General features: G+C 64.4%; 16 protein-coding genes. 10 read left to right on the plus strand and 6 right to left on the minus strand.

The window, feature by feature from the left end; all coding sequences use genetic code 11:
• From LLH00_12495 to LLH00_12505, 3 genes are all read right to left on the minus strand, one after another.
• Window positions 1-266: class I tRNA ligase family protein (locus LLH00_12495; protein MCE5272087.1), on the minus strand; the 266-nt coding region annotated here is incomplete at its 3' end.
• A gap of 307 nt (window positions 267-573) precedes the next feature.
• The gene (gene metK, locus LLH00_12500) at window positions 574-1,791 is read right to left on the minus strand and encodes a methionine adenosyltransferase (protein ID MCE5272088.1); all 1,218 of its coding nucleotides are present in this window, start codon (window positions 1,789-1,791) and stop codon (window positions 574-576) included.
• Window positions 1,792-1,931: 140 nt separating this feature from the next.
• Window positions 1,932-3,431 carry a trimethylamine methyltransferase family protein gene (locus LLH00_12505; GenBank protein ID MCE5272089.1) on the minus strand — a complete coding sequence of 500 codons (1,500 nt, stop codon included), beginning with the start codon at window positions 3,429-3,431 and terminating at the stop codon, window positions 1,932-1,934.
• Between the two features lie 185 nt (window positions 3,432-3,616).
• Here LLH00_12505 and LLH00_12510 point away from each other — a divergent pair, with 185 nt between their 5' ends.
• Both LLH00_12510 and LLH00_12515 read left to right on the plus strand, forming a co-directional pair.
• A complete protein-coding gene (locus tag LLH00_12510) occupies window positions 3,617-4,558 on the plus strand; it encodes a TIM barrel protein (protein ID MCE5272090.1) in 942 nt (313 codons plus the stop codon).
• A gap of 16 nt (window positions 4,559-4,574) precedes the next feature.
• Window positions 4,575-5,759, plus strand: a complete 1,185-nt coding sequence (locus tag LLH00_12515) for a class I SAM-dependent rRNA methyltransferase (protein ID MCE5272091.1) — start codon at window positions 4,575-4,577, stop codon at window positions 5,757-5,759.
• Between the two features lie 100 nt (window positions 5,760-5,859).
• Here the strand turns inward: LLH00_12515 and LLH00_12520 are convergent, their stop codons facing one another.
• From LLH00_12520 to LLH00_12530, 3 genes are all read right to left on the minus strand, one after another.
• A complete protein-coding gene (locus LLH00_12520) occupies window positions 5,860-7,470 on the minus strand; it encodes a glycoside hydrolase (GenBank protein ID MCE5272092.1) in 1,611 nt (536 codons plus the stop codon).
• A 116-nt stretch (window positions 7,471-7,586) separates the two neighbouring features.
• A complete protein-coding gene (locus LLH00_12525; protein ID MCE5272093.1) occupies window positions 7,587-7,940 on the minus strand; it encodes a hypothetical protein in 354 nt (117 codons plus the stop codon).
• 272 nt (window positions 7,941-8,212) lie between these two features.
• Entirely contained in the window at window positions 8,213-9,952 is a 1,740-nt protein-coding gene (locus tag LLH00_12530; protein MCE5272094.1) for a DEAD/DEAH box helicase, read from the minus strand.
• Window positions 9,953-10,212: 260 nt separating this feature from the next.
• Between LLH00_12530 and LLH00_12535 the strand changes: the two genes are divergently transcribed.
• From LLH00_12535 to LLH00_12570, 8 genes are all read left to right on the plus strand, one after another.
• Window positions 10,213-12,120, plus strand: coding sequence for an ABC-F family ATP-binding cassette domain-containing protein (locus tag LLH00_12535; GenBank protein MCE5272095.1), 1,908 nt, complete (start codon window positions 10,213-10,215; stop codon window positions 12,118-12,120).
• A 168-nt stretch (window positions 12,121-12,288) separates the two neighbouring features.
• Window positions 12,289-13,398, plus strand: a complete 1,110-nt coding sequence (locus LLH00_12540; protein ID MCE5272096.1) for a hypothetical protein — start codon at window positions 12,289-12,291, stop codon at window positions 13,396-13,398.
• A gap of 125 nt (window positions 13,399-13,523) precedes the next feature.
• On the plus strand, window positions 13,524-14,105 hold the full coding sequence (locus tag LLH00_12545; GenBank protein MCE5272097.1) for a hypothetical protein: 582 nt from the start codon (window positions 13,524-13,526) through the stop codon (window positions 14,103-14,105).
• A 66-nt stretch (window positions 14,106-14,171) separates the two neighbouring features.
• On the plus strand, window positions 14,172-16,952 hold the full coding sequence (locus LLH00_12550; protein MCE5272098.1) for a choice-of-anchor D domain-containing protein: 2,781 nt from the start codon (window positions 14,172-14,174) through the stop codon (window positions 16,950-16,952).
• A 120-nt stretch (window positions 16,953-17,072) separates the two neighbouring features.
• Window positions 17,073-17,453, plus strand: coding sequence for an S-adenosylmethionine decarboxylase (locus LLH00_12555; GenBank protein ID MCE5272099.1), 381 nt, complete (start codon window positions 17,073-17,075; stop codon window positions 17,451-17,453).
• Window positions 17,454-17,682: 229 nt separating this feature from the next.
• Complete coding sequence (locus tag LLH00_12560) at window positions 17,683-20,103, plus strand: DUF4091 domain-containing protein (protein ID MCE5272100.1); 2,421 nt, start codon at window positions 17,683-17,685, stop codon at window positions 20,101-20,103.
• 88 nt (window positions 20,104-20,191) lie between these two features.
• A complete protein-coding gene (locus LLH00_12565) occupies window positions 20,192-21,541 on the plus strand; it encodes an MFS transporter (protein MCE5272101.1) in 1,350 nt (449 codons plus the stop codon).
• On the plus strand, window positions 21,542-22,762 hold the full coding sequence (locus LLH00_12570) for a glycoside hydrolase family 5 protein (GenBank protein ID MCE5272102.1): 1,221 nt from the start codon (window positions 21,542-21,544) through the stop codon (window positions 22,760-22,762).
• The last annotated feature ends 92 nt before the right edge of the window (window positions 22,763-22,854 follow it).

Raw genomic sequence — 22,854 nt, forward strand, 5'->3', positions numbered from 1 at the left:
CCGGCGCGGCGGAACGAGTCGGAGATGTGGGCGTGCCAGTGGTCCACCACCTGCTGCGGGGTCTGGCCGCTCTTGTCCGCGGCGATGGTGATCGGCACCCCATGCTCATCCGTCCCGCCGATGTACAGCACATCCAGGCCCTTGAGACGGCAATAGCGCACGAACACATCCGCCGGAAGGTAGGCCCCGGCCAGGTGGCCCAGGTGAATGGGGCCGTTGGCGTAGGGCAGGGCGCTGGTTACGAGAACTTTCTGTTTTTTATCCATTCCTGTTTCCGGTTACGGTTCGTGTTGAAACCGTTCCTAATTCATATTCCATTGCTCGTAGGGGCGGGTTTAAAACCCGCCCCTACAGGTCATTCATATTCTATCCTGCCAGGACAACCCCCGCCCGCTTGCAGCGGGCACCCCCTTTGTTAAGGGGGAATCAAACGGCCGGCTTTCCCGCCGGTTCCCCCGATGTCTGGGGCCCGGGCTTTCATTCCCCCTTAGAAAAGGGGATACAGGGGGTTGTATTTCAGGGCACGGCGCACCGTGCCCCTCCAGGATTGCCTAATCGTGCTGCCGGGATGCCTCAGCTCACCGCGGCCTTGAGGGCCGCCACCTTGTCCGTGCGCTCCCAGGTGAAACCCTCCCCGGTGCGGCCGAAATGGCCGTAGGCCGCGGTGGGCTCGTAGATCGGGCGCTGCAGGTTCAAGGTCTCGATGATCCCGGCCGGTTTCAGGTTGAACACCTGGCGGATCGCGGCCACGATCTTGTCAGCCGGGTACTTGGCGCCGGAGGTGGAGACATAGACCGAGACCGGCTCGGCCACGCCGATGGCGTAAGCGATCTCGACCTCGCAGACATCCGCCAGGCCGGCGGCCACCACGTTCTTGGCCACGTAGCGAGCCATGTAGGCCGCCGAGCGGTCCACCTTGGACGGGTCCTTGCCGCTGAAAGCGCCGCCGCCGTGACGGCCCATGCCGCCGTAGGTGTCGACGATGATCTTGCGGCCGGTCAGGCCGGCATCCGCTTTCGGGCCGCCCTCCGAGAAAATGCCGGTCGGGTTGATGAACACCTTGCGGCTCTCGATGTTGCCTTTCTCCACGGCCAGGTCGTTCTCGTCGATCAGGCCGATGTGGCCGAGCACGGGGATGATCACGTTGTCCAGGATGTCGGCGCGAAGGTCGGCCAGCTTGTAGTCCTTGCGGTGGTGGCTGCTGACCACCACGTTGCGGATCGCCCTGGGCACGCCGTTAACGTACTCCACCGAGACCTGGGTCTTGCCGTCCGGATACAGGCCGGGCAGCAGGCCGCTTTTGCGCACCTCGGTCAGGCGCTTGGCCAGCTTGTGGGCCAGGAAAATGGGGGTGGGCATCAGCTCGGTGTCCAGGCCGGCCTTGCGGCCCTCATCCGTGGCGTAGCCGAACATCATGCCCTGGTCTCCGGCGCCCATCTCCTTGAACGTGCCCGCACCGCTCACCCCGACCGAGATGTCCTCGCTCTGGGGCTTCATCTTGACAATCACCTGGCTGGTGTCGGCGTCGAAACCGATACTCGGGTCGGTGTAGCCGATCCGGCGCACGGCCTCGCGGGCCACTTTCTCGAAATCTATGTTCTGCAGGCAGGCTTTCGAGACCTCACCGGTCAGGAAAAGAATGCCCTCGGTCGCCAGAGATTCGCAAGCCACGCGGCTGGCAGGGTCGAAACCCTTGGCCGCGTCCAGAACACTGTCGCTGACCTTGTCGCAGACCTTGTCCGGATGCCCCTCGGTCACCGATTCGGATGTGAAAACGAACGTATCCGCCATCGAACTTTTTCCTTCAGTTCAGGGTTGAATGTTTTTATGGGTGTAAGGCATCAATAAGAAATCGGCGTAAAAATTTAAGATAGTAATGCATTTGAGATTATGCAACAATTTAGACACGATTCGTTCTTCGGGGTCGGATATCAGCCCCGTCCCTCCAGCACGCTCCGGGCGTGGGAGGCCACGATCCGGTCGATCTCGTCGCTCTGCTCGCGGCTCAAGACCGGCTCCAGCGGGCGGGCCATGATCTCGCGCGCTTTCTGTTCGGCCCGGGCCGCCATGCCGCGCACCTCTTTCGCAGTCCAGGCCTCCCAGGCCAGGCATTCGGTCAGGCCGCCCAGCCAGAACTCGTTGCGGTAGTTGTCAGCGGTGAAATCGGTGGTGACAAAATTGCCCTCCGGGCCGACCTGACGGATCAGGTCGAGGGCCAGGGTCCGCTCGTTCACCTCGAAGCCGCGCAGCATGCGGCGCACCTGGGCCGTGACCTCGCAGTCCAGCACCAGCTGGACCGGGCTGTAGGTGAGGCCGAACTCCAACTGCCCCACCGTGCCGATCCCGCAGGCCCCGCACAGAAGGGGGAACAGGCTGGAGAGGGCTTTCTCCATCCCGGCCTGGAACCCCGGCTCGCAGGAGTTGGTCTTGCCGCCGTGCACACCGGCGGTGATTCCGTACAGCTCGCGGAAAATCTGGATGCGCGCCCCCAGCAGTGTGGCCCGGTCCGGCCCGGCGTAGGGGAAACTGAGCGTGCCCATGTCGCAGTAGCCGCCGGTGAAATCGAGGCTCAGCACGGCCTCGGGGTTCACGGCCCAGCCCAGGACCAGCCCGGCCAGGGTCTCGGCCAGGCCCAGGGCCAGGGTGGCCGCGCCGCTGGCCGGGGCGGTGGTCCCGGCCGCGGGCATGGTGTCCAGCGACTGCGGCAGGCCGCGGCGCACGTACTCGATGAAAATCTCGGCCATGTTGGGGTCGAGCGCCAGGGGCGAGCGGGTCTCGGCGTAGCCCACCAGCACCGGCTCGCGCAATAGCGCCTCGCGGCTGCCGCGCACCACAATGGCTATCTCCTCGATGGCGCGGATGTCGGCCACGCTCCAGGCCTCGATCCCGCCGATCTTGCGCGTGTACTTGACCAGCTCGGCGGCCAGGGTCACGCAACGCAGCTCGTGCGGCATTCCCTGGTCGGAGACCGGCAAGCCGGACCAGGTGATCTCATCCAGGGCGTTGATCAGCTTGAACGAGTCGTAGACATCCTCCAGCGTGGCGTAGCGGCGGCGTCCCTCCAGGTCCAGCAACAGGGCGCAGAAACCGCCCGCGTTGACCGCGAAATCGTGGTGCAGCTCCTCGCCGCGCTGCCAGTAGCTGAACTCCGAGTAGCGCTGGGCCTGCTTGAGCCCGACCCGCGCCGGGCTGAGGAAATCGCGCCGAAGGTGCGCTACTGCGTTCTCCACCACGTCGGTAGGTATTTTCACTGTGAGACCATCCGCGCACAGCGAGCCCCCGGCCTCGATCAGGTGCTGCCGCGCCCGGTCGTGGTGCACCCGCAGGCCCACGCCCGCCAGGATATCGAGCGCCGCAGAATGTACGAGCTGCATCTCCCTGTCGCTCAGGACACGGACCCTGCCGGACAGCCTTGCCATCTGTGCCTCCATCGGAGATTCATTTTTACGGACTGGAAAATCCCAATTTACAGCGGGGGCCTTTTGCGGACAAGAGCGCATTTCGCCACCGCGATGAGTGAAAACTTGACACCCGCCGCGGCCGGATATAGGATTCTCCGGGAGACTGAACCAATTACCGCCAATGCGGGAATATGAAAACTCACAGGAGGAGATGCATGAAAGCGGAAATAATGAACGAATCCCTCTCGCGCCGTCAGGTGCTCAAGGCCTCGGCCCTCACCCTGGGCGCGGCCGCCCTGACTGCCTGCGGACAGGCGCCCTCCGCCGGAGGGGCGGAGGCAGCCCCGGCCGCCGCGCCCGCGGTAAAGAACATGAACCTCTCCCTGGCCGCCTACTCGATGCGCGATGAGCTTACCGCCGGCAAGATGGACATCTTCGGCTTCATCGACTACTGCGCCGAGCTGAACATCCCGGGAGCGGAGCTCACCTCCTACTATTTCAAGCCCGATTTCGACAAAGCCTACCTGCACGAGATCAAGCACCACGCCCACCGCTCCGGGATCGTAGTCAGCGGCACGGCGATAGGCAACGATTTCTGCCTGCCCACCCCGGAGGAGCGTGACGCTGAGGTGGCCAAGGTCAAGCAGTGGATCGACAACTCGGTCGAGTTTTTCGCCCCGCACATCCGTATTTTCGGCGGCAAGCTGAAAGAGGGCATGGACAAGCAGCAAATGATAGTCCAGATCGCCGACTGCATCAAGAAATGCCTGGACTACGCCGGCGAGCGCGGTGTGTTCCTGGGCCTGGAGAACCACGGCGGGATCACTGAGTACGTGGAGGACCACCTGGCGATCTGCGACGCGGTGGGGACTCACCCCTGGTTCGGGATCAACCTGGACGGCGGCAACTACCATCACGATGCCTGGGAGTCACTGGCCAAGGCCATTCCCCGCTCCGTGAACGTCCAGGTTAAAGTTGACATGTACGACAACGAGGACAAAGAGTTCCCGGTGGACCTGCCGCGCCTGGCCAAGCTGCTGAGTGACGGAGGCTACAAGGGCTGGGTCGCCCTGGAGTACGAGTCGAAAGAGGACCCGCGCACGGCTATTCCGCGCTGGATCGGTGAGATGAAAAAAGCGTTCGGTTGCGGAGCCTGAGAGCGGGGGAGTCGGGATGCAGAAAGTGAAAGTCACGCTCGCCCGGGGCCGTGAAAAGCCGGTCCTGGGCGGGCATCCCTGGATTTTCAGCGGGGCGGTGCGCAGCGTGGAGCCAGCCGGTGCGACGGCCGGTTCGGCCTGCGACATCGTTTCGCAGGACGGCGCCTGGCTGGCGGCGGGCTATCTCAACAGCGCCAGCCAGATAATCTGCCGCGTGGTGAGCCGTGAGCCGGGAGAGTCCTGGGCCAGGCCGCTTCTGGAGCAACGCCTGGATCAGGCCCTGTCCCTGCGTGAGCGGATCAGGCCCCCGGACACGGATTGCCTGCGCCTGGTCAACTCGGAGGGCGATTTCCTTCCCGGCATGGTGGTGGACCGCTACGGGCCCGGCCTGGTGGTGGAACTGAACACCGCCGGGGCGGAGACGCTGCGCCCGGAGCTGGTCCGGGCCCTGGTGGAGCGCCTGGAGCCGGAATTCGTGTTCGAGAACAGCACCGGCCCGGCGCGCGCCGAGGAGGGGCTGGAGCCGGTCAAGGGGCCGTTGTACGGCGAAGTCACGGACAATTTGACTGTGACCGAGCACGGCCACCGTTTCCGGGTGGACCCGGTCGCCGGGCAGAAAACCGGTTTCTTCCTGGACCAGCGCGAGAACCGCGCCCTGTCCGCGCGCTGGATGAGCCCCGGGGCACGGGCGCTCAACCTGTTCTGCTACAGCGGGGCTTTCTCGGTCTACCTGGCCGCCGCCGGGGCCGCGAGCGTGACCGGGGTGGATTCCTCGGTCCCGGCGCTCGAGACCGCGGCGGAGAACTACCGCCTCAACGGCCTCGACCCGGCCGCGCACCCGCTGGTCCGGGAGGATGCTTTCGAGTACCTGCGCCATGACAGCGGGCCCTATGCTCTTACGGTCTGCGACCCGCCGCCCCTGGCCAGGCGTTCCTCGCATGTCGAGCGGGCCAGCCGGGCCTACAAGGACATCAACCGTCTGGCCCTGGGCGCCCTCGCGCCCGGCGGGGTGCTGCTCACGTTCTCCTGCTCGGGCCACGTGGACCCGCGCCTGTTCCGTCAGATCGTGTTCGCCGCGGCGGTGGAGGCGGGCCGCACGGTGCGGGTGCTGCAAGTCCTGGGCGCGGGCGCGGACCATCCGGTCAGCCTGTTCCATCCCGAGGGCGAATATCTGAAAGGGTTGCTGCTGCAGGTGGAGTGAAATATCTTTGTCGGTTAAATGATTAAAAAAGCAGGGGCACGGCGCGCCGTGCCCCTTTTCTTTTTCAGATACTACCTTTGCTGGTTTTCCGGGCCGTGGATCACTTTCCGCCGCGGTTGCCGGACTCGAACACCGCCTTGAGGTCGGCCCCGGCGGCGGCCTCCACCGCTTTGCCCACCCCGGACAGGTCGCTCGCCATCAGGCTGATCCGCTCGTTCGGCCCCACCAGGCGCAGGAACGCCGGCGCGCCATCCGCCGGGCGGCAGCCGCGCAGAAGGGCGTTGCTTACACCCCGGAACTCGACCGTGGGCAGCGCGGGCGCATCCGGCCGCCGCTCGCTGAACCCGTCCAGGTCCAGACCCTTCACATCCTCCAGCACCAGCGCCGGGCGCGAGTCCGCACTCTCCAGCGCGAAATCGATATTCTCCAGCCGCAGGCCCTCGGCGTGACGGATATACAGCCCGTAGGCGGGCAGCGAGTCGAACATGACCGCCTCGGGGTAATCCGCCTCCAGCTCGGGCACGGGCCGGGCGTAATTTTCTTTGGTGCCGCCGCCCGGGAAAGTGAAACGCAGGTTGGACAGGGTGATCCCGTTCAACGGGTGTCCGGGCAACCCCGTGACCGAGCAGCCGTAGGCCTCCACGCCCGAGGCGATGATGTCGCTGACCACCACGTTGCGGAACGTGCCGATGCCGGGCTTGGGCATGCCCGCCTTGAACGGCCGGGCGCGGTTGGCGAAACGCAGGAACAGCGGGACCATCACGTTTTTCACCGCTATGTTCGAAATCGTCACGTTCTCCAGCGTGCCGCCGTCCACTATCTCCAGCACTATCCCGCCGATCCCCTTGGGCAGGGCGTAGAAGCCTTTCTTGCCGATGTAGGAGTCGATTACGCAGTTGGAGATGCTGATGTTCTTGAACCCGCCGTTGGACTCCGTCCCCATCTTGATCGCGTTGCAGCCGCTGCCCAGCACGCAGTTGGTCACGGTGACATTCTCGGTGGGAGTGTCGGCCGTGCTCTTCAGGGTCAGGGCGTCGTCATCACTGTTGCCGTAGCAGTCGGAAATGGTGACGTTGCGGCAGCAGTCCACGTCGATCATGTCGTTGTTGTACGTGCTGTGGTTGTAGACATGGATGCCGCGGACGGAAAGGAACTCGCAGTTCAGGTAGTGCTGCATCCAGAGCGGCGAGCTGGTGAGCGTTATCCCCTCGACCCGGATGTGCTTGCAGCTCACCATGCGGATCACGTCCGGCCGGCTGCCGTACTCGCTCCACTGGAAGCGCTGCCCATTGCCGTGGATTGTGCCGCCGCCGGTCAGGCCCAGGTGGTGCTGGCCCTCGGCGAAGATCAGGCTCTGGCTGACATAGCCATCCGTGTAGGAGCGGAAACCGGGACGGATGCGCGGGTAGTCCAACGTGTCCGGGCTGCCCAGCAGGGTGGCCCCTGTGGCCAGCTCCAGGGTGACATTGCTCTTGAGGATGATCGTGCCGGAAAGGTAGGTCCCCGGCGCAAAGCAGACCGTGCCGCCACTGTCGGCGTGGGCCAGGTCCACGGCTTTCTGGATCGCGCGCGTGTCCTTGGTCACGCCGTCACCCGCCGCGCCCAGCTCGCGCACGTCGTAACGCTTCTGCGCCGCCGCCGACGAAAGCGGCAGGCAGACGAGAATGGCCGCACAGAGCACCTTGACTGATAAACCGGTTGCAGCTCGCATGAGCATCGTCCTTTTTTGGAATGAACGCCATGTTGCGCGGATAGGCCATAGCGCGGCGTCTCGGTCGCGCGTGACGGAAAAGGTGTATCTGTTCAGCCCGGCTGCGGCGCCGCCTTTCAGCGCACGTGCAGAAGCAGCACGCTCAGGCCGGGAATACTCAGGTTAAGTCCCTCTCCGGACAGAGCGGCGGCATCCAGCGCGCTGCGGCTGCTGCTGTCCACCAGCTCCGCCTCGGCGATTCCGGCCAGCGGGTAAGGCAGGCCGCCGGGCCGCAGGTCGTGCTCGATCGTGTAGTAGGGGGTGGACAGGCGGAGCACTCCGGCGGCCTCGTCCCGGTTGACCGCGTACGGTTGCGGCCAACATCCGTTGGCGGCCTGGTTTTCAACGGCGCAGGCGCGGCTCATGGGTGATAGGCTGCATACGGCCAGTAACAGGATCGTCCGGAAACAGGTTGCGCTCATGGCTGGCATGACGCGTCTCCCAGACTTGCAATCATAAAGGAAGCGGAAGGGAAAAAGCTGAATGTGAAGGCAGGCTTGGCCCGGCCCGCTCTCCCGAAAGCTCCGGGCACGCCTCGCTGAGGAATCTACAAGACTGGATCGAGGGAGGCAACACAGAAAAATATCGCCCCGGTGAGCATTATCACCGGGGCGAAGAATGGCGTGGGATGCCGGGCGGGTCGGCAGTTGCCGTCAGGGCCGACCTCCAGGCCGGGGCCTGGAGGTCTCCCGCACCGCGTCTCTCAGGCCTGAGGCCCGACGCCGGCAGGTTGCGGCTGCGTCTGGTGTTGCTCGTGCGCCTCAGGATCATACTCCCCCAGCATCTTGTTGATCAGCTTCTCGATCTGGGTCAGTTCCTTGCCCTCGGTGGGAGTGACGAAGGTGAAAGCCTTGCCTGCCGAGCCCATCCGTCCGGTGCGGCCCACCCGGTGCACGTAATCCTCGGGGTTGGCCGGCACGTCGTAGTTGATCACGTGGCTGATCCCGGTGATATCAAGGCCCCGCGCGGCCACGTCGGTCGCCACCAGGTGCTCGATCCCGCCGGTGCGGAAATCGTCCATGATCCGCTCGCGCTTGTTCTGGCTCAGGTCGCTGTGGATACAGCGCGCCTTGAACCCCAGCTTCTCCAGCCGCAGGGACAGGGAATCGCTCATGCGCTTGGTATTGGTGAAGATGATCGACTGGGTGGGCATCTCACGGCGCAGCAGGGCGATCAGCTTGTCGATCTTTTTCCCGCGCTCCGCGGAGATGATGCGCTGCCAGATCGACTCCACCGTAATCTCATCCTTGCTCACGTAGATTTGCACCGGGTCGGTCATGTAGCGCTCGCTCAGTTCCTCGACCTCACTGTCAAGGGTGGCCGACAGCAGCATGATCTGACGCTTGTCCGGGCAGGCTTTGATGATACGGATGATGTCCTGGCGGAACCCGATGTCGAACATCCGGTCGGCCTCGTCCAGCACCAGTGTTTTAAGCTCCGAAAGGTTCACGTTGCCGCTGCCGATGTGGTCCAGCAACCGTCCCGGCGTGCCGACCATGATCTGCGGCGCGGAGATCCTGAGCGCCTCCACCTCACGGCTCACCGAGGTGCCGCCGTAGACGCTCATCACGCGGGCCTCAAGGGTGCGCCCGAAACGCTGGGCCTCCCAGGTGACCTGACGGCAGAGCTCGCGGGTGGGCACCACGATCAGTGCCTGGACCGCCGCCCGGGTCGGGTCGACCCGCTCGAAAATGGGCATCAGGAACGCGATGGTCTTGCCAGTGCCGGTCTTGGCCTGGCCCAGGATATCCCGTCCGCGGATCGCCTCGGGGATCATCTCGCGCTGGATGTCGGTGGGGATGCGGAAACGGTTGGCTGCCAGGGTGAGCACCAGGCGGTCCGACAGGCCGAGGGGCCGGAACTCGTTACCCAGGACCTCCTCGCTCTGCTCGGTGACTTCCAGCAGCTCGGGAAACTCGATGCGCTGGGCCGTGCCGCCCAGCTCGCTGCTCTTGCCCCGCCGCGGGCGGCTCCGTTTCTTGCCGCGCGCGCGCAGATGGGAGCCGGAGGAATCGCGCTCGTAACTGTCCCCCCGCTGACGCGAGGTCTCGGCGGCTTCAGCCTGCGAATCCTGACTGCCAGCGGCCGAATCCTGCGTCTGCCCGGCGCCCTGTCCCGGCGCGCCATCCTTGCGCCCTCTGCCGCGTCCGCGGCTTCTGTGGCGCGACTGACCGGGGGACTTGGGCTGTCCGCCCATGGATTTGTCGTGCTCGGTTTTCTGTGTGCGCTCGGTGCTTTCGCCCTGCTCGCGCGGCGGCCGTCTGCGACGGTTCCGTCCTCCGCGGCGAGCGCCGCCATCGGCCTGCCCCTCGCGGCTTTCCCGTTGTCCGTCCGACCGCCCAGCCTCACCTTTGCGACCGTCGCGGCCGCGCTTATCGTCCTTTTTCCCGGCGGGCTTATCCCCACCGGTGAACATACTCTTAATCTTGTCCAGAAGACCCACTTAATTCATCACCTCTGTTGAAGAAATGCTGCGAAAATCATAAAATATCCAGTCAACTGCTTTTCCATCCGGCGGCGGTTTTCCCTCCCCTCGAAACGTCCCGGCACCATTATACAAAATTCAATATAATCTATTCTGTCCATAAAAGCAGCATATTTTCATATTTCCACTCGGGGCCCCCCTGCGGATTGACATCCGCCGCAGGGACGGGTAACTTACCCTGTCCTGAATTAACGACCGAGGGAGAGACTCTGTTGCAGGTGCTCAAAGCCGAAAATATCCGCCACGATTTCGGGGCGCGGCCGCTGTTCGACGGGCTGGAGCTGGTGATCGAGGAGGGCGCGCGCCTGGGCCTGGTCGGGGCCAACGGCAGCGGCAAGACCACGTTGTTCCGTATCCTGGCCGGCCAGCTCAACCCCCTGGAGGGCAGCGTGATCTACCCGAAAAAAGTGCGGGTGGGCTACCTGGCCCAGGAGCCGGAATTCGTTCCCGGGGCCACCGTGTTCGGCGCCCTGGAGGAGGGCCTGGCAGAGGTTACCGCTCTGCAGGACGAGTTCTCAGAGGTGACCGCCGCGCTCCAGACCGAGACCGACCACACCCGCCGCGCCGCCCTGAGCGCCCGTCAGCAGGAGCTCCACGACCGCCTGCAGATCGGCGGGGGCTGGGACATCGCACCGCGGATCGAGGAGATGATAACCGTTCTGGGCCTGCCCGCACCGGAGACCCGGCTCGACCACCAGTCCGGCGGTACGCTCAAGCGGGTGGCCCTGGCCCGGGTGCTGCTGTCCCGGCCCGAGATGCTGTTCCTGGACGAGCCGACCAACCATCTGGACACCCGTACCGTGGAGTGGCTGGAGCGCCGTCTGGCCGAGTTCCGTGGCACCCTGGTGCTCATCACCCACGACCGCTATTTCCTGGAGGCGGTGGTGAACCGGATCGCCGAAATCTCGCTCGGGAAAATAAAACAGTATCCGGGCAGCTACTCGGCGTTCCTGGAGGCGAAAAAGAAAGAGTGGGAGCTGATCCAGCGCCTGGATGAGCGCCGCGAAAAAATACTGGCCCGCGAGATCGAATGGCTGCGCCGGGGGCCCAAGGCGCGCAGCACCAAGCAGAAAGCCCGCGTCGACCGCGCCAAATCCATGGCCAGGGTGCGCCGCACCGAGAAAGACAAGCCGGTGGAGCTGCTGTTCGACCCGGAGAGCCGCACCGGGCGGACAATCCTCAAGGCGCACCGGGTGGGGATGTCGTTCGACAGCCGGCCGGTGGTGAGCGATTTCTCCCTCGAACTGCTGGGCGGCGAGCGGATCGGCGTGCTGGGGCCCAACGGCTGCGGCAAGACCACGCTGATCCGCATGCTGGTGGGGGAACTGGAGCCCGAGAGCGGCTACGTGAAAGAGGGGCTGAATACCAGCATCGCCTATTTCGACCAGAAACGCGCCCAGCTCGACCCTGCGGCCACTATCTGGGACTCGGTCGCCCCCGGCGGCGAGCACGTGCTGGTGAGCAGCCAGCGCCTGCACAAGAAAGCTTTCCTCGAAAGCTTCCTTTTCCCCGCGCCCATGCAGCGCCTCAAGGTGGGCCTGCTCTCGGGCGGCGAGAAAAACCGCCTCCTGCTGGCCCGCCTGATGCTGGCCGGGGCCAACGTGCTGGTGCTGGATGAGCCGACCAACGACCTCGACCTTCCCACCCTGGAGGTCCTGGAGCAGCAGCTTGTCTCGTTCAAGGGCTCGTTGATCGTGGTCACCCACGACCGCTGGTTCCTCGACCGGGTGGTGGAGGAAATCTACGCCTTCGAGGGCGGCGGCGTGATCCGTCACTACCCCGGCAACTACAGCTACTATCTGGAAACCAAAGCCGCCGAGCGCGAGGCCGAGCGGGCGGCCCAGGAAAGGCTGCGCGCGGCCCAGCGCGCCGAGACCCCCGCGGCGCCCAGACGCCAGGGCCTGCATTATCTGGAAAAGAAGGAACTGGAGACTATCGAGGAGCGGATATCCTCGGCCGAGGCCGAACTGACCGCGGCCCGGGCGCGCCTGGAGGACCCCTCCGTGGCCAGCGACCCGGCGGCCCTGGCTGGGCTCTACGAGGCGGTACGCGCCGGAGAACGGACTGTGGCCGCCCTTTACGGCCGCTGGGAGGAACTGGAGGCCAAGCAGTCCGGAGGGGAATGAGCCCGTTTGAACGGGTATAGTAGGCGGCATTACGGTTTTATTGACATAATCGGCTGATCCATATTATCTTAAGACAGTTATCCCCCCGCCGGGATGTACTCGTCCCTTGCCGCACTCGGATTTGGAACACCCGTCGCAGGTGCATGTTCTTTTTCCACGAGGTAGGCTATGACGCGCAAGCTGGTCCTGAGGCTTTGCCTGTTTCTGTTTCTGGTTGCGGGGCAGTGGTCTCCGGCCCCGGCCTGCACCATTTTCCGCCTGGCGCGGGATGGCCGGGTTTGGTTCGGCTCGAACGAGGACTGGCCTGAGGCCGATTTCAGCCTCTGGACCCAGCCGCCCTCCGACGGCCGTCACGGGGTGCTGTACATCGGGTTCGGGGGCGAGGCCCCGGCCTGCGGGATCAACGACCGCGGGCTGTGTTTCGATCTGGCCTCGGTCGCGTTCAAGTACAAGCCCCTGGACAGCCGCAAGGGCGAGAGCGACCGTTTCATCGTGCAGAAACTGCTGGAGGAGTGCCCGGACGTGGCCGCGGCGCTGGACACCCTGAGCCGCTACAACATAGCGCTGCTCAGCCAGTCGCAGCTCATGCTGGCCGACCCGAGCGGGGCCTGCGCGGTGGTGGAGAGCGATTCGATCCTGGTGAGCCGCGACGGCCTGCAGGTGATGACCAATTTCCGTCACACCGAGCCGGGAGCCGCCTCGATCCCCTGCGACCGCTACCGGGCGGTCTGCCGGGTGCTGGAACACAAGACAGCCGCGCTGGAACCGGTGCGCTCGGCCCTGGCCGCGGCCTCGGTGCCGGCGACACAGTATTCGGTGGCTTTCGACCTGACAAGTGGTCAGGTTTATATCTGGCTGTACCATAATTACGCCGATTACGTGCAGCTCGACCTGCACAAGGAGATCGCCGCCGGGCCGTATCTCAAGGCCCTGCCCGATCTGTTCCCGTATGTGCCGGTGGCTTTCACCCGCTTTTCCGAGGGAAACCGTCGCCCGCAGCCGAAGGCGGTCAGCCTGCCGGTGGCCTGCCTGGACAGCCTCTGCGGCAGCTACGCCATCGCCCCGGGCTACAACGTGAACATTTTCCGGCGCGGGGATTCGCTCTACTGCCGGATGTTCGGCACGGCCCCCTACGCCATCGTGCCGTCCTCCAGCCGGGATTTCTTTTTCCGTTACCTTCCGGCCGGGATACGGTTTATCGACACACCGGGCGGCGGGACCGATTCGTTGCGGCTGAAATACGCCGCTGGTGAGATACCGGCCGCGCGCCTGAAATAGACGCGCCGGTGAAAAAGCACTGACACTTTTTGCAATTGATGGTGTATTTTTCAGTGAAAAGCCGGGTAAATCAGCACAGGAATTTTTTTGTTCCGAATGAAAGAGCCGGATTGCGGAGGACAGCGATGAAGCGCTTTACAATCGGCGGCGCCGTGCTGCTGGCAGCGTTGCTGGGGTTGACAATAGTTGCGGCGCCGGCGCGGGCCACGGTGCTGCGCTACGTGCCGTTCGAGGAGCAGGTGGACAGCGCCTCGGTGATCGTGGTGGCGGTGACAGAGACCAGCCGCTCCTACTGGAACGCCTCGCACAGCCTGATTTTCACCGATGTGGCTTTCCGGGTGGAGCAGGCGGTCAAGGGTGAGCCAGGGGCCTCGCTGCGCGTGACCCTGCCGGGCGGGATCGTGGACCGGGTGGGCCAGGAGGTGGATGGCAGCCCGCAATTCGCAAGCGGCGCGCGTTACGTGCTGTTCCTGGAGCCCACCGGGGACGGCGGGTTCCGGGTGCTGGGGTTCAGCCAGGGCAGCTACAACGTGGCCAAGGGCCAGGACGGTAAGAGCAAGGTCACCCCGCAGATGGCCCAGGCCGAGCACCTGCACCTGCTGGGCGGTGGCTCCGCCGCTGCCTCCGGTGGGCAGAGTCTGGATGAGTTCCTCTCCCGTATCCGGGCGCGGCTGACCCGTGCCAGAATCCAGTCGCAGGACAAGTGAGCGCAGGCTTGCGCCAGAGTGCCGAGATGAGAGTTATTTTTAACAGAACGCATGGATAGCGAAAAGATGAAAGCAAAAATCGTCCGGGCCAGTCTGCTGTTTGTATTTTCCGCCATCACCAGCCTTCAGGCCTACACGTTCAGCCACGCGGTCAATGAAGAGAGCGGCAAGGTCTCGGTCCAGCGCTGGCACTCCAGCGACCTGCGGGTTTCCTACTACCTGAACCAGGGCGGCTACTCCCGGATCGACAACGCGACCCTGGTCACGATCGTGCAGAACTGTTTCAGCACCTGGCAGAACAACCCCCTCTGCGGCCTCAGTTTCAACTACATGGAGCCCACCGCCCATTCCACGGTGGGCAGCGACGGGTACAACCTGGTGATTTTCGACAGCCAGACCACGGACGGCTTCAAGGTGGCGCAGAAAGCCGGCGCCTCGACCATCGGCCTGACCTGGCGCACCTATTACACCGACACGGGCGAAATCGCCGACGCCGACATCATTTTCAACGAGGAATTCACTTTCTCGGCCACCGAGAAGACCGACCTGGGCCGCAAGCTGATCAACCTGAAGGACGTGCTGACCCACGAGATCGGCCACCTGGTGGGGCTGAACCACACCTACCTGGAAAACGCCACCATGTGGCCCTACGCGGCGGATGGCCAGGCCTCGCTGGCCGCGGACGACAGCGCCGGGGCCGGTGCGCTCTACCCGACCGACCTTTTCAGCACCAGCCGCGACTCGATCACCGGCGTGGTCAAAGACTTCGACGGCAACCCGCTGTTCGGCATTTTTGTCTCGGCCATCCCTGTCGGCTCCACCGACGAGTCCATCTCCGCGCTCTGCCTGGAGGGTGGGCACTACTGCATCGCCGGTCTGCGCAAGGACGTCTCCTACCGTCTGCGCGCCCGCTCCGTGGACCTGGCCCACCTGGACACCTACGAGGAGACCCACGGCAGCTCGGAGGTGTTCATCCCGCAGTACTTCAACGGCGTGACCCGTCTGGATGACGCCCAGACCCTGCCCTCCGGCAGCCTGGGGGTGGATTTCACCATGAGCGTGGCCACCGTGCTGGCCCGTCATGACGCCCAGTACAGCGGGATCACGGTGCTTAGTTTCCCGGGCGATATCAGCGACAACTGCTACTACGCGGTCCGTTTCCCGTCCGCCGACCTGCCCGCCGCGTTCACCGTGTTCGGCATGCAGTTCTGGAACAACGACTACGCCATGTTCTGGCCGCGGATCATGCTCTGCGAGGATGTCTCGGGCAAGCCCAACCTGCAGAACGTGTTGCGCCAGGTGGTCAATTTCCAGGGCAAGGAGAAGGATTTCAGCCTGGTCGAGTGGGAGAACATCACCCTGACCAACGGGCGCGACCTGTGGGTGGTGTTCCAGCTGCCCAACAAGCAACTGGCGGACGTGGGGGATGGCCCGGCCCTGGGCGCGGAAAACGGCGGCACGTTTTTCAACAGCCTGTACTATTCCACCAACGGCGGCTCGACGTTCACCAAGTACCAGACCTCGCAGCCTTACGACCCCCTGGTCTCGCTGACCGTGGGCCTGACCACGGCGCCCATCCCGGTGGCGCAGCTCGCCACGGCCAACCTCGATTTCGGGGTGACCAAGATCAAGCAGACCGCGACTATCCCGCTGCTGGTAACCAATCCCGGCACCGGCGAACTCACTATCGGCAACTCGATCACCTCCTCCAACGCCGCGTTCAGCGCGGTGATGGGCGACTACCGGGTGCCGGCCGGCGGGACCGATTCGATCCTGGTGCGGTTCCTGCCCAAGGTGAGCTACGCCACCTACAACGCCCAGCTTACCCTCACGACCAACGACCCGGCGCGCACCTCGCTCAACGTGCTGGTCAAGGGACGCGGGGCCTGGCCCAAAGCCCAGGTCAGCGTCACGCCCATCGATTTCGGCGCGGTGGAGACCGGCCAGAGCGTGACCCGGGTCCTGAACATCAAGAGCACGGGCGACGTGGTCCTCTACGCCTACAAGTTCGCCCTCTCGGGCGGGCCGTTCTCGCTCTCCGCCGCCGACACGCTGCGCATAGCGGCCGGGGACTCGGCCGGCCTGAGCCTCACTTTTTCGCCGCTCGTGCCGGGCCCTGCCAGCACCCGTCTGAGTTTCAGCGTGGATGACTCCCTGGCCAGCGCGTTCAATATCAGCCTCTCCGGCAGCGGGACCGGCCCGGCGGTGGTCCGGAGCTGCGATTTCTCGGGCGACGGCCGCCCGGGCCTGACAGACGCCGTGGCTTTCCTGCTCCTGGCCCGCTCCGCTCCCGGGGACCCGCGCCTTGACTGGAACGAGGACGGCCTCTACAGCCTGGCCGATGTGCTGGCCCTGGTGCGCGACATCCGGGCCGAGACCTGCCCCTCGGTCTCCCTGGCCGCGTCCGAGGGCAAGAATGACCAGACTTTCCTGGCCGGCCTGAGCCGTGATGACATCGATTACCTGCGCCGGGCGCTGCAGAGTGTCAGCCTTTCCCAGCCGGAGCGGGAAGCTTTCGACGCGCTGCTGGACGGGGCGGGGGCGCCCTCCCAGCTGCCGCGCGTCTTTGCCCTGGCCCAGAATTCGCCCAATCCGTTCAACCCGCGCACGGCGATTACGTTCAGCGTGCCGGAGGGCGCCGGGGCCACGCCGGTGACTCTGGTGGTGTTCGATATCCGCGGCCAGATTGTGCGCACCCTGGTGGACAGCCCCCGTGAGCCGGGCAGCCACACGGTCTACTGGGAGGGTGAGGACGACTCTGGACGTAGGGTCCCCAGTGGTATATATTTATATCGGTTACGTGCTGATGGTCAGGCTTTTACCCGTAAAATGGTCCTTCTAAAATGACAGGGAGGTTTATGGCCGCTCAGTTCCACCTTCTAATGTGACTAATCCGGCGGTCTCGTACGGAGTGTGTCCCCTGATTTGATCCCGTTCAACAATTTTTTCATGGAGACTGCCAGAATTATGATTACCGCAGAAAAAGAAGCCGCCACGACTTTTGGCTGGGAGCTGATCCTCGACATCAAGGGCTGTGACCCGGAGACGATCAAGAGCCGCGAGAAGCTGCTCGAATTCGTGGTCCAGCTCTGTGACCTGATCGAAATGAAGCGCTACGGCGAGCCGCTGGCCGAGCTGTTCGGCCATGGCCGCAAGGAAACCCTGGGCTACACCGTGGTCCAGCTCATCGAGACCAGCTCCATCGTGATGCATGTGGGCGAGTACGCCCGCACCGTCTACCTGGACGTGTTCTCGTGCAAGCCCTATGACCGCTACAAGGTGCGCGATTTCTGCCTCCAGTATTTCGGCGCCTCGGCGGTCAACGAGACCTACGTGACCCGTGAATAGCGCTCGAGTTTGAGATTGTGTAATTGCATAACCCCGCCCCGGTTACGCCGGAGCGGGGTTTTTTTTTGCGGACCGGTGCTTTTTTCGGCTGTTTTTCCTCTGGCTTGTGATGCGTCTTGGTGCTATTATCCGCTTTCAGTACTCAGCCGCGCGCCTGCCCCCGGCAGGCCGGCCTTCTTTTAAAAGCCATCCCACACGCAGTATCACACCGCTTGTCGTGAGGCGCACGATGAGAACCCTGCTGTTTTTATCCGTTACGCTCTGCCTCCTGGTCTGCTCCTCCCTGTCAGCCTCCGCTCACACCCGGGTCCTGTCGGATTTCGAGTCGGCGGCCGACACCTCGCTCTGGAAAGTGTCGAACGGGAAATTCAGCGTTGAGGGCGCACCCGGCTCGCGCGAGGCGCGGATCGAGTTCAACCTGCCCGCCGAGGGCGCGCCGCGCTCCACGGCAATACTGACCCTGAACGAGAGCCTCCTGCCCCGCAACGACTGGGCCGCCTGGCAGCGCCTGGAGCTGGATCTGATCAACGCCAGCGGCGAGAAAGTGGGAGTGGGCTGCGGACTGAGCGACTCCACGGTGGGCTATCGCTACGACCTGTTCACCCTGAAACCTGGCGAGCGGAAAACGGCCTGCCTGGATGTCTCCGGTTTCTACCGCCGGATCGAGCCGCTCTACGGCAGCCGGGGTGAGAAACGGGATTGGACGCCGCCCCCGGTCCTGAGACTGGTCCTGTCGCAGGACCGCCCGGGGCGCGCCAACCCGCTCCGGGTGGACAACGTGCGTCTGGTGGCGGATGAGCTCGTCCTGACCGATGCGGCGCTCTGCCCGGACCCACTGTCCGGCGGGATGATCGCGGTGCGCTGCGACCTCAACCGTCTGGCGCGGATCGAGGCGCGTATCTGGGGGCCGGACGGCGCCCTGGTCAAGCGTTATTACGAGAATACGAAAGAATTCTACTGGCTCTGGGACTGCCCCGGGGAACTGGAAACCCTCACCCCCGGACAGTACCGCGCCGAGCTGATTGTTACCGACTGCAAGTGGGACCCGAAGACCGTGATCCGCCGCGACCTGGGAGCGTTCGAGGTGGCCGCGCCCGAGAACCGCGCCGAGATCGCCGCCTGGCAGGCGCCCACCACGCGCAAGGTGATGCTGTTCCACAACCCCGGCCCGTCCGACGCGGTCTGGAGCCTGCCCGCCCGGGGCGCCCAGCCGCAGGGCGCGCTCAAGGTCGAGATGGCGCGCGGCGAGTACGAGGGCTGCCAGGTGGTGTTCCGCGTGCGGGACGCCGTGCGGCGGCTGAGTTTCAAGGTCGAGGACCTGCGCGCCGCGGACAGCGGCGAAGCGTTCCCGGCCGAGGGCATGGAGGTGCTGCAGGTGGGCTATGTCTACACCCACGATCCGGTCTACTATGAGGTGGACCACATGGGCTGGTGGCCGGATGCCCTGTTGCCGGTGGAGCAGATGTACGCGCGTCCGGGCGAGAGCATGCCGGTCTGGATCAACCTCAAGTCATCCCGCGGAATGAAACCCGGGCTGTACCGCGGCAGTCTGGCGGTGACGGCCGAGGGCCACCCGGTGGGGGATATCCCGCTGGAGGTGACAGTCTATGACGCGGTCCTGCCGGAGAGCACCACGATCCGCACCGCGTTCACCACGGCCGAGGAGCTGTTCGACGAGATCAACGGCGGGGTGCAGGATGACAGCCTGGACCTGAAATACCTCACTTTCGTGGCCGAACACCGTCTGAACCCCGACAACCTCTACCGCAGCAAGCCGCCCAGGATCGAGCTGGTGGAGCATTTCGCCAAGCGCAACCAGCTCAACTCGTTCAACCTGATGTATGTGGGCGGGCGGATCAACATGCGGGATGAGATCAGCACGGACGGCTATATCCAGAGCCTGGCCGCCACGCTGGACCCCTACGTGGCCGAGCTGCGCAAGCGCCACCTGGCCGAGCGGGCCTACCTCTACGGGTTCGATGAGATCGGCCCGGAAATGTATGGATCGATCCGCAAGGTGATGGGCTTCCTCAAGAAGCGCTACCCCGAGATCCCCACTGTCACCACCGGCTACGACCCCACCTACGGCTACGACAGCGGTCTGCTGGACGAGGTGGATGTCTGGGTGCCGCTCACCCCGAGCTACGACCTGGAGCGCGCCGAGGCCACCCGCAAGCGGGGCAAGGAAGTCTGGTGGTACATCTGCGTGGGGCCGCAGCAGCCGTTCGCCAACTGGTTCATCGAGTTCCCGGCCGTGGAGGCGCGAATGATCTGGTGGATGGCCTGGCAGCAGCGCGTGCCGGGGTTCCTCTACTACCTGACCAACCTGCGCCACGGCCAGAACGACCTGATGCAGCTCACGGGCTGGAACAAGACCAACTGGAACCCGGCCTCGTTCAACACGGCCAACGGGGATGGCTGTTTCATCTACAGTGGCCCCGAGGGTCCGATCAGCACGATCCGCTTCGAGAACATCCGGGACGGGCTGGAGGACAGCGAACTGCTGTTCCTGCTGCAGAAAAAGAGCGGCCGGGCGGCCGGGGAAAAGCTCTGCTCGCAACTGTTCCGGAGCGTGAAGGATTTCAGCACGGACACCGAGCTGTTCGGCGCCGTGCGCGGCGAGCTGCTGCGGGCGGCCTCCGGCAAATAGGGCAGCCGAAACTAACCGAGACAGAAAAACAATCCGCAAGCCGAAGTCAGGCCAGACTCCCCGGATTCAAAGCGAAAGGAACGCAGGGATGAAAGACAAGTCAGTCGATGCGAACAACGATCCGTCAACAGTGAAAACGCCGGGAGAGGACAAGTCGACTGGCTCGTTCATCCAGGCGGCCGGAGCGCATATCGGCCGCCGGCGCTGGGTGATTTGCGCACTGATCTTTTTCGCCACCACGATCAACTACATCGACCGTCTGGTGTTCGGCCTCCTGGGGCCCGAGCTGCAGAAAATCTTCGGCTGGACGAACAAGGATTACACCGACATCGTGTTCTGGTTCGAGGTGGCCTACGCGATCGGACTCGTGAGCGCCGGACGGTTCATCGATTGGATCGGCACGCGCCTGGGCTACGCCATCGCTTTCCTGTTCTGGAGCGCGGCCTCGATGCTGCATGCGCTGATGAGCACAATCACCGGTTTCAGCGCCGCCCGGTTCATGCTCGGTCTGTCGGAGGCGGGGAATTTCCCGGCCGCGATCAAGACCGTGGCCGAGTGGTTCCCCAAGAAAGAGCGGGCCCTTGCCACGGGCCTGTTCAATGCCGGGACGAACGTGGGCGCGGTGGTGGCGCCGCTGGCCGTGCCCTGGCTCTACATCAATTATGGCTGGCAGTGGGCCTTTATCGCCACCGGCGCAATCGGCCTGGTCTGGCTGGTTTTCTGGTTTGCCATGTACCGGGTGCCGGAGAAGCACCCCAAGCTCAGCCCGGAGGAACTGGCCTACATCCAGAGCGACCCGCCCGACCCGGACGTGCAAATCGCCTGGCGCAAGCTCCTCCCGCACCGTCAGACCTGGGCTTTCGTGATCGGCAAGTTCATGACCGATTCGGTCTGGCGCTGGTACCTCTACCTTCTGCCCCTGTTCTTCGCCCAGGATTTCAAGCTCAACATCAAGGAGTTCGGGCCGCCTTTCGTGGTGATCTACGTGATGGCCGATTTCGGCAGCATCCTGGGCGGCTGGCTCTCCTCACACCTGATTAAAAAAGGACACACTGTCAACTACGGCCGCAAGATCGCCCTGCTGGTCTGCGCTCTGTGCGTGGTGCCGGTGGTGTTCGTCACCCAGGTGCACAACATCTGGCTGGCCGTGATGCTGGTCGGGCTGGCGGCCTCGGCGCACCAGGGCTGGTCGGCCAACATGTTCACCACGGCCTCGGACATGTTCCCCAAGCAGGCGGTGGGCTCGATGGTGGGGCTCGGCGGCATGGCCGGGGCGGTGGGGGCGATGCTGATCCTGAAAATCACGGGCTATGTCCTGAGCCATACCGGCAGTTTCACCGTGCTGTTCATCATCGCCGGCTCGGCCTATCTGGTGGCGCTGCTGCTGTTCCATCTGCTCGCTCCGCGGCTCGAACCGGCAAAGATCAAGGTCGACTGAATGGGCAAGGTCAGACTGAATATCCTCGCGGCCCTGGTGCTGGCAGTAGGCCTCGCCTCTGCCGTGCCGGCCGCGGCCGAGGTCTCCGTGGCCTGGCCGGAGACTGTCCAGCGCGGGGCCAACCTGGGCGGCACCAATTACAGCGAGGCGGATATCGCCTACCTGGCCCTGGACTGGCGCGCCAACCTCGTGCGTGTGCTGGTCAATGTGACTCTCACGGCGGACGGCCAGTGCCGGGTGAACGGGTCGAGCAAGGAGACCCTGTTCAACCTGATCGACTGGTGCCTCAAGTACCGGATGTACACGGTGTTCTGCCCGAGCCCGTCGTTCGACAGCATGGACGAGCTGTTTGGCAGCCGCCCGCTCAAAAACGCTTTCATCGCGTTCTGGAAAGAGGTGGCCGCGCGCTACGCCTCGGCCGGCCCGATTGCCTACGACCTGCTGAACGAGCCGCATGACGGCCTCGCGGACACGCAGTGGTCCGCGTTCGCCCAGGAGCTGACCGACTCGATCCGCACGGTGGACAAGGTGCACACGCTCGTGGTCGAGCCGCCGGCCTGGGGCTGGCCGGATGGCTTTACGAACCTCACGCCCACCACCGACAGCAACACGGTCTACAGTTTCCATTTCTACGGCCCGATGGACTACACGCACCAGCGTTTCGGCGGCCAGGTGACCAACACCCCCGACTGGGCCTGGCTGCAGCGTCCCTATCCGGGCACTATCGTGAGCGAGTGGGGCTCCGAGTACTGGGACAAGAACACCATGAAGCCGTACATCCAGAAAGCGGTCTATTTCCGGACGCGCCACAAGGTGCGTCTCTGGTGCGGCGAGTTCGGCTGCGCGCGCTGGGCTATCGGGGCGAAGCAGTGGTTCACCGACTGGATCGACCTTCTGGATGAGAACGGGATCGACTGGTCCTACTACTCCTACCGCGAGTGGCAGCACATGGACATCGAGATGGACCCGGCGGAGCGCCACAACCCGACCGCGCGCAGCGAGACCGAGCTGGTGACCCTGTTCCGGAGCTATTACGCCCGCAACGCGGTGCCGGCGGATTTCAACCGGGACGGTGCGCTCACCCTGGGGGACGCGGCCGAGCTGGTGCGTTACGAGTGCCGTCACCCGGGCAACCTGGCCGGGGATTTCAACGGCGACGGCAAAGTGGGGCTGCTGGACGTGCTGGGCCTGCTGCTGAGGTTGGGCAGAGGAGGGGAGTGAAGGGGGATAAAGTGTTACGCTGCTCTGTCGCCGCCTGAAAAACCTTTCCTGCTGATTTTCTCACGGATATATTGATTTACGCCTTTTCTCCT

The organism is bacterium, from assembly GCA_021372515.1.
GTDB lineage: Bacteria > Gemmatimonadota > Glassbacteria > GWA2-58-10 > GWA2-58-10 > JAJFUG01.

Coding starts and splice junctions, on each gene's coding strand:
- metK (MCE5272088.1), bottom strand. CDS start 1,791: ATGGCGGATACGTTCGTTTTCACATCCGAATCGGTGACCGAGGGGCAT.
- LLH00_12505 (MCE5272089.1), bottom strand. CDS start 3,431: ATGGAGGCACAGATGGCAAGGCTGTCCGGCAGGGTCCGTGTCCTGAGC.
- LLH00_12510 (MCE5272090.1), top strand. CDS start 3,617: ATGAAAGCGGAAATAATGAACGAATCCCTCTCGCGCCGTCAGGTGCTC.
- LLH00_12515 (MCE5272091.1), top strand. CDS start 4,575: ATGCAGAAAGTGAAAGTCACGCTCGCCCGGGGCCGTGAAAAGCCGGTC.
- LLH00_12520 (MCE5272092.1), bottom strand. CDS start 7,470: ATGCGAGCTGCAACCGGTTTATCAGTCAAGGTGCTCTGTGCGGCCATT.
- LLH00_12525 (MCE5272093.1), bottom strand. CDS start 7,940: ATGCCAGCCATGAGCGCAACCTGTTTCCGGACGATCCTGTTACTGGCC.
- LLH00_12540 (MCE5272096.1), top strand. CDS start 12,289: ATGACGCGCAAGCTGGTCCTGAGGCTTTGCCTGTTTCTGTTTCTGGTT.
- LLH00_12545 (MCE5272097.1), top strand. CDS start 13,524: ATGAAGCGCTTTACAATCGGCGGCGCCGTGCTGCTGGCAGCGTTGCTG.
- LLH00_12550 (MCE5272098.1), top strand. CDS start 14,172: ATGAAAGCAAAAATCGTCCGGGCCAGTCTGCTGTTTGTATTTTCCGCC.
- LLH00_12555 (MCE5272099.1), top strand. CDS start 17,073: ATGATTACCGCAGAAAAAGAAGCCGCCACGACTTTTGGCTGGGAGCTG.
- LLH00_12560 (MCE5272100.1), top strand. CDS start 17,683: ATGAGAACCCTGCTGTTTTTATCCGTTACGCTCTGCCTCCTGGTCTGC.
- LLH00_12565 (MCE5272101.1), top strand. CDS start 20,192: ATGAAAGACAAGTCAGTCGATGCGAACAACGATCCGTCAACAGTGAAA.
- LLH00_12570 (MCE5272102.1), top strand. CDS start 21,542: ATGGGCAAGGTCAGACTGAATATCCTCGCGGCCCTGGTGCTGGCAGTA.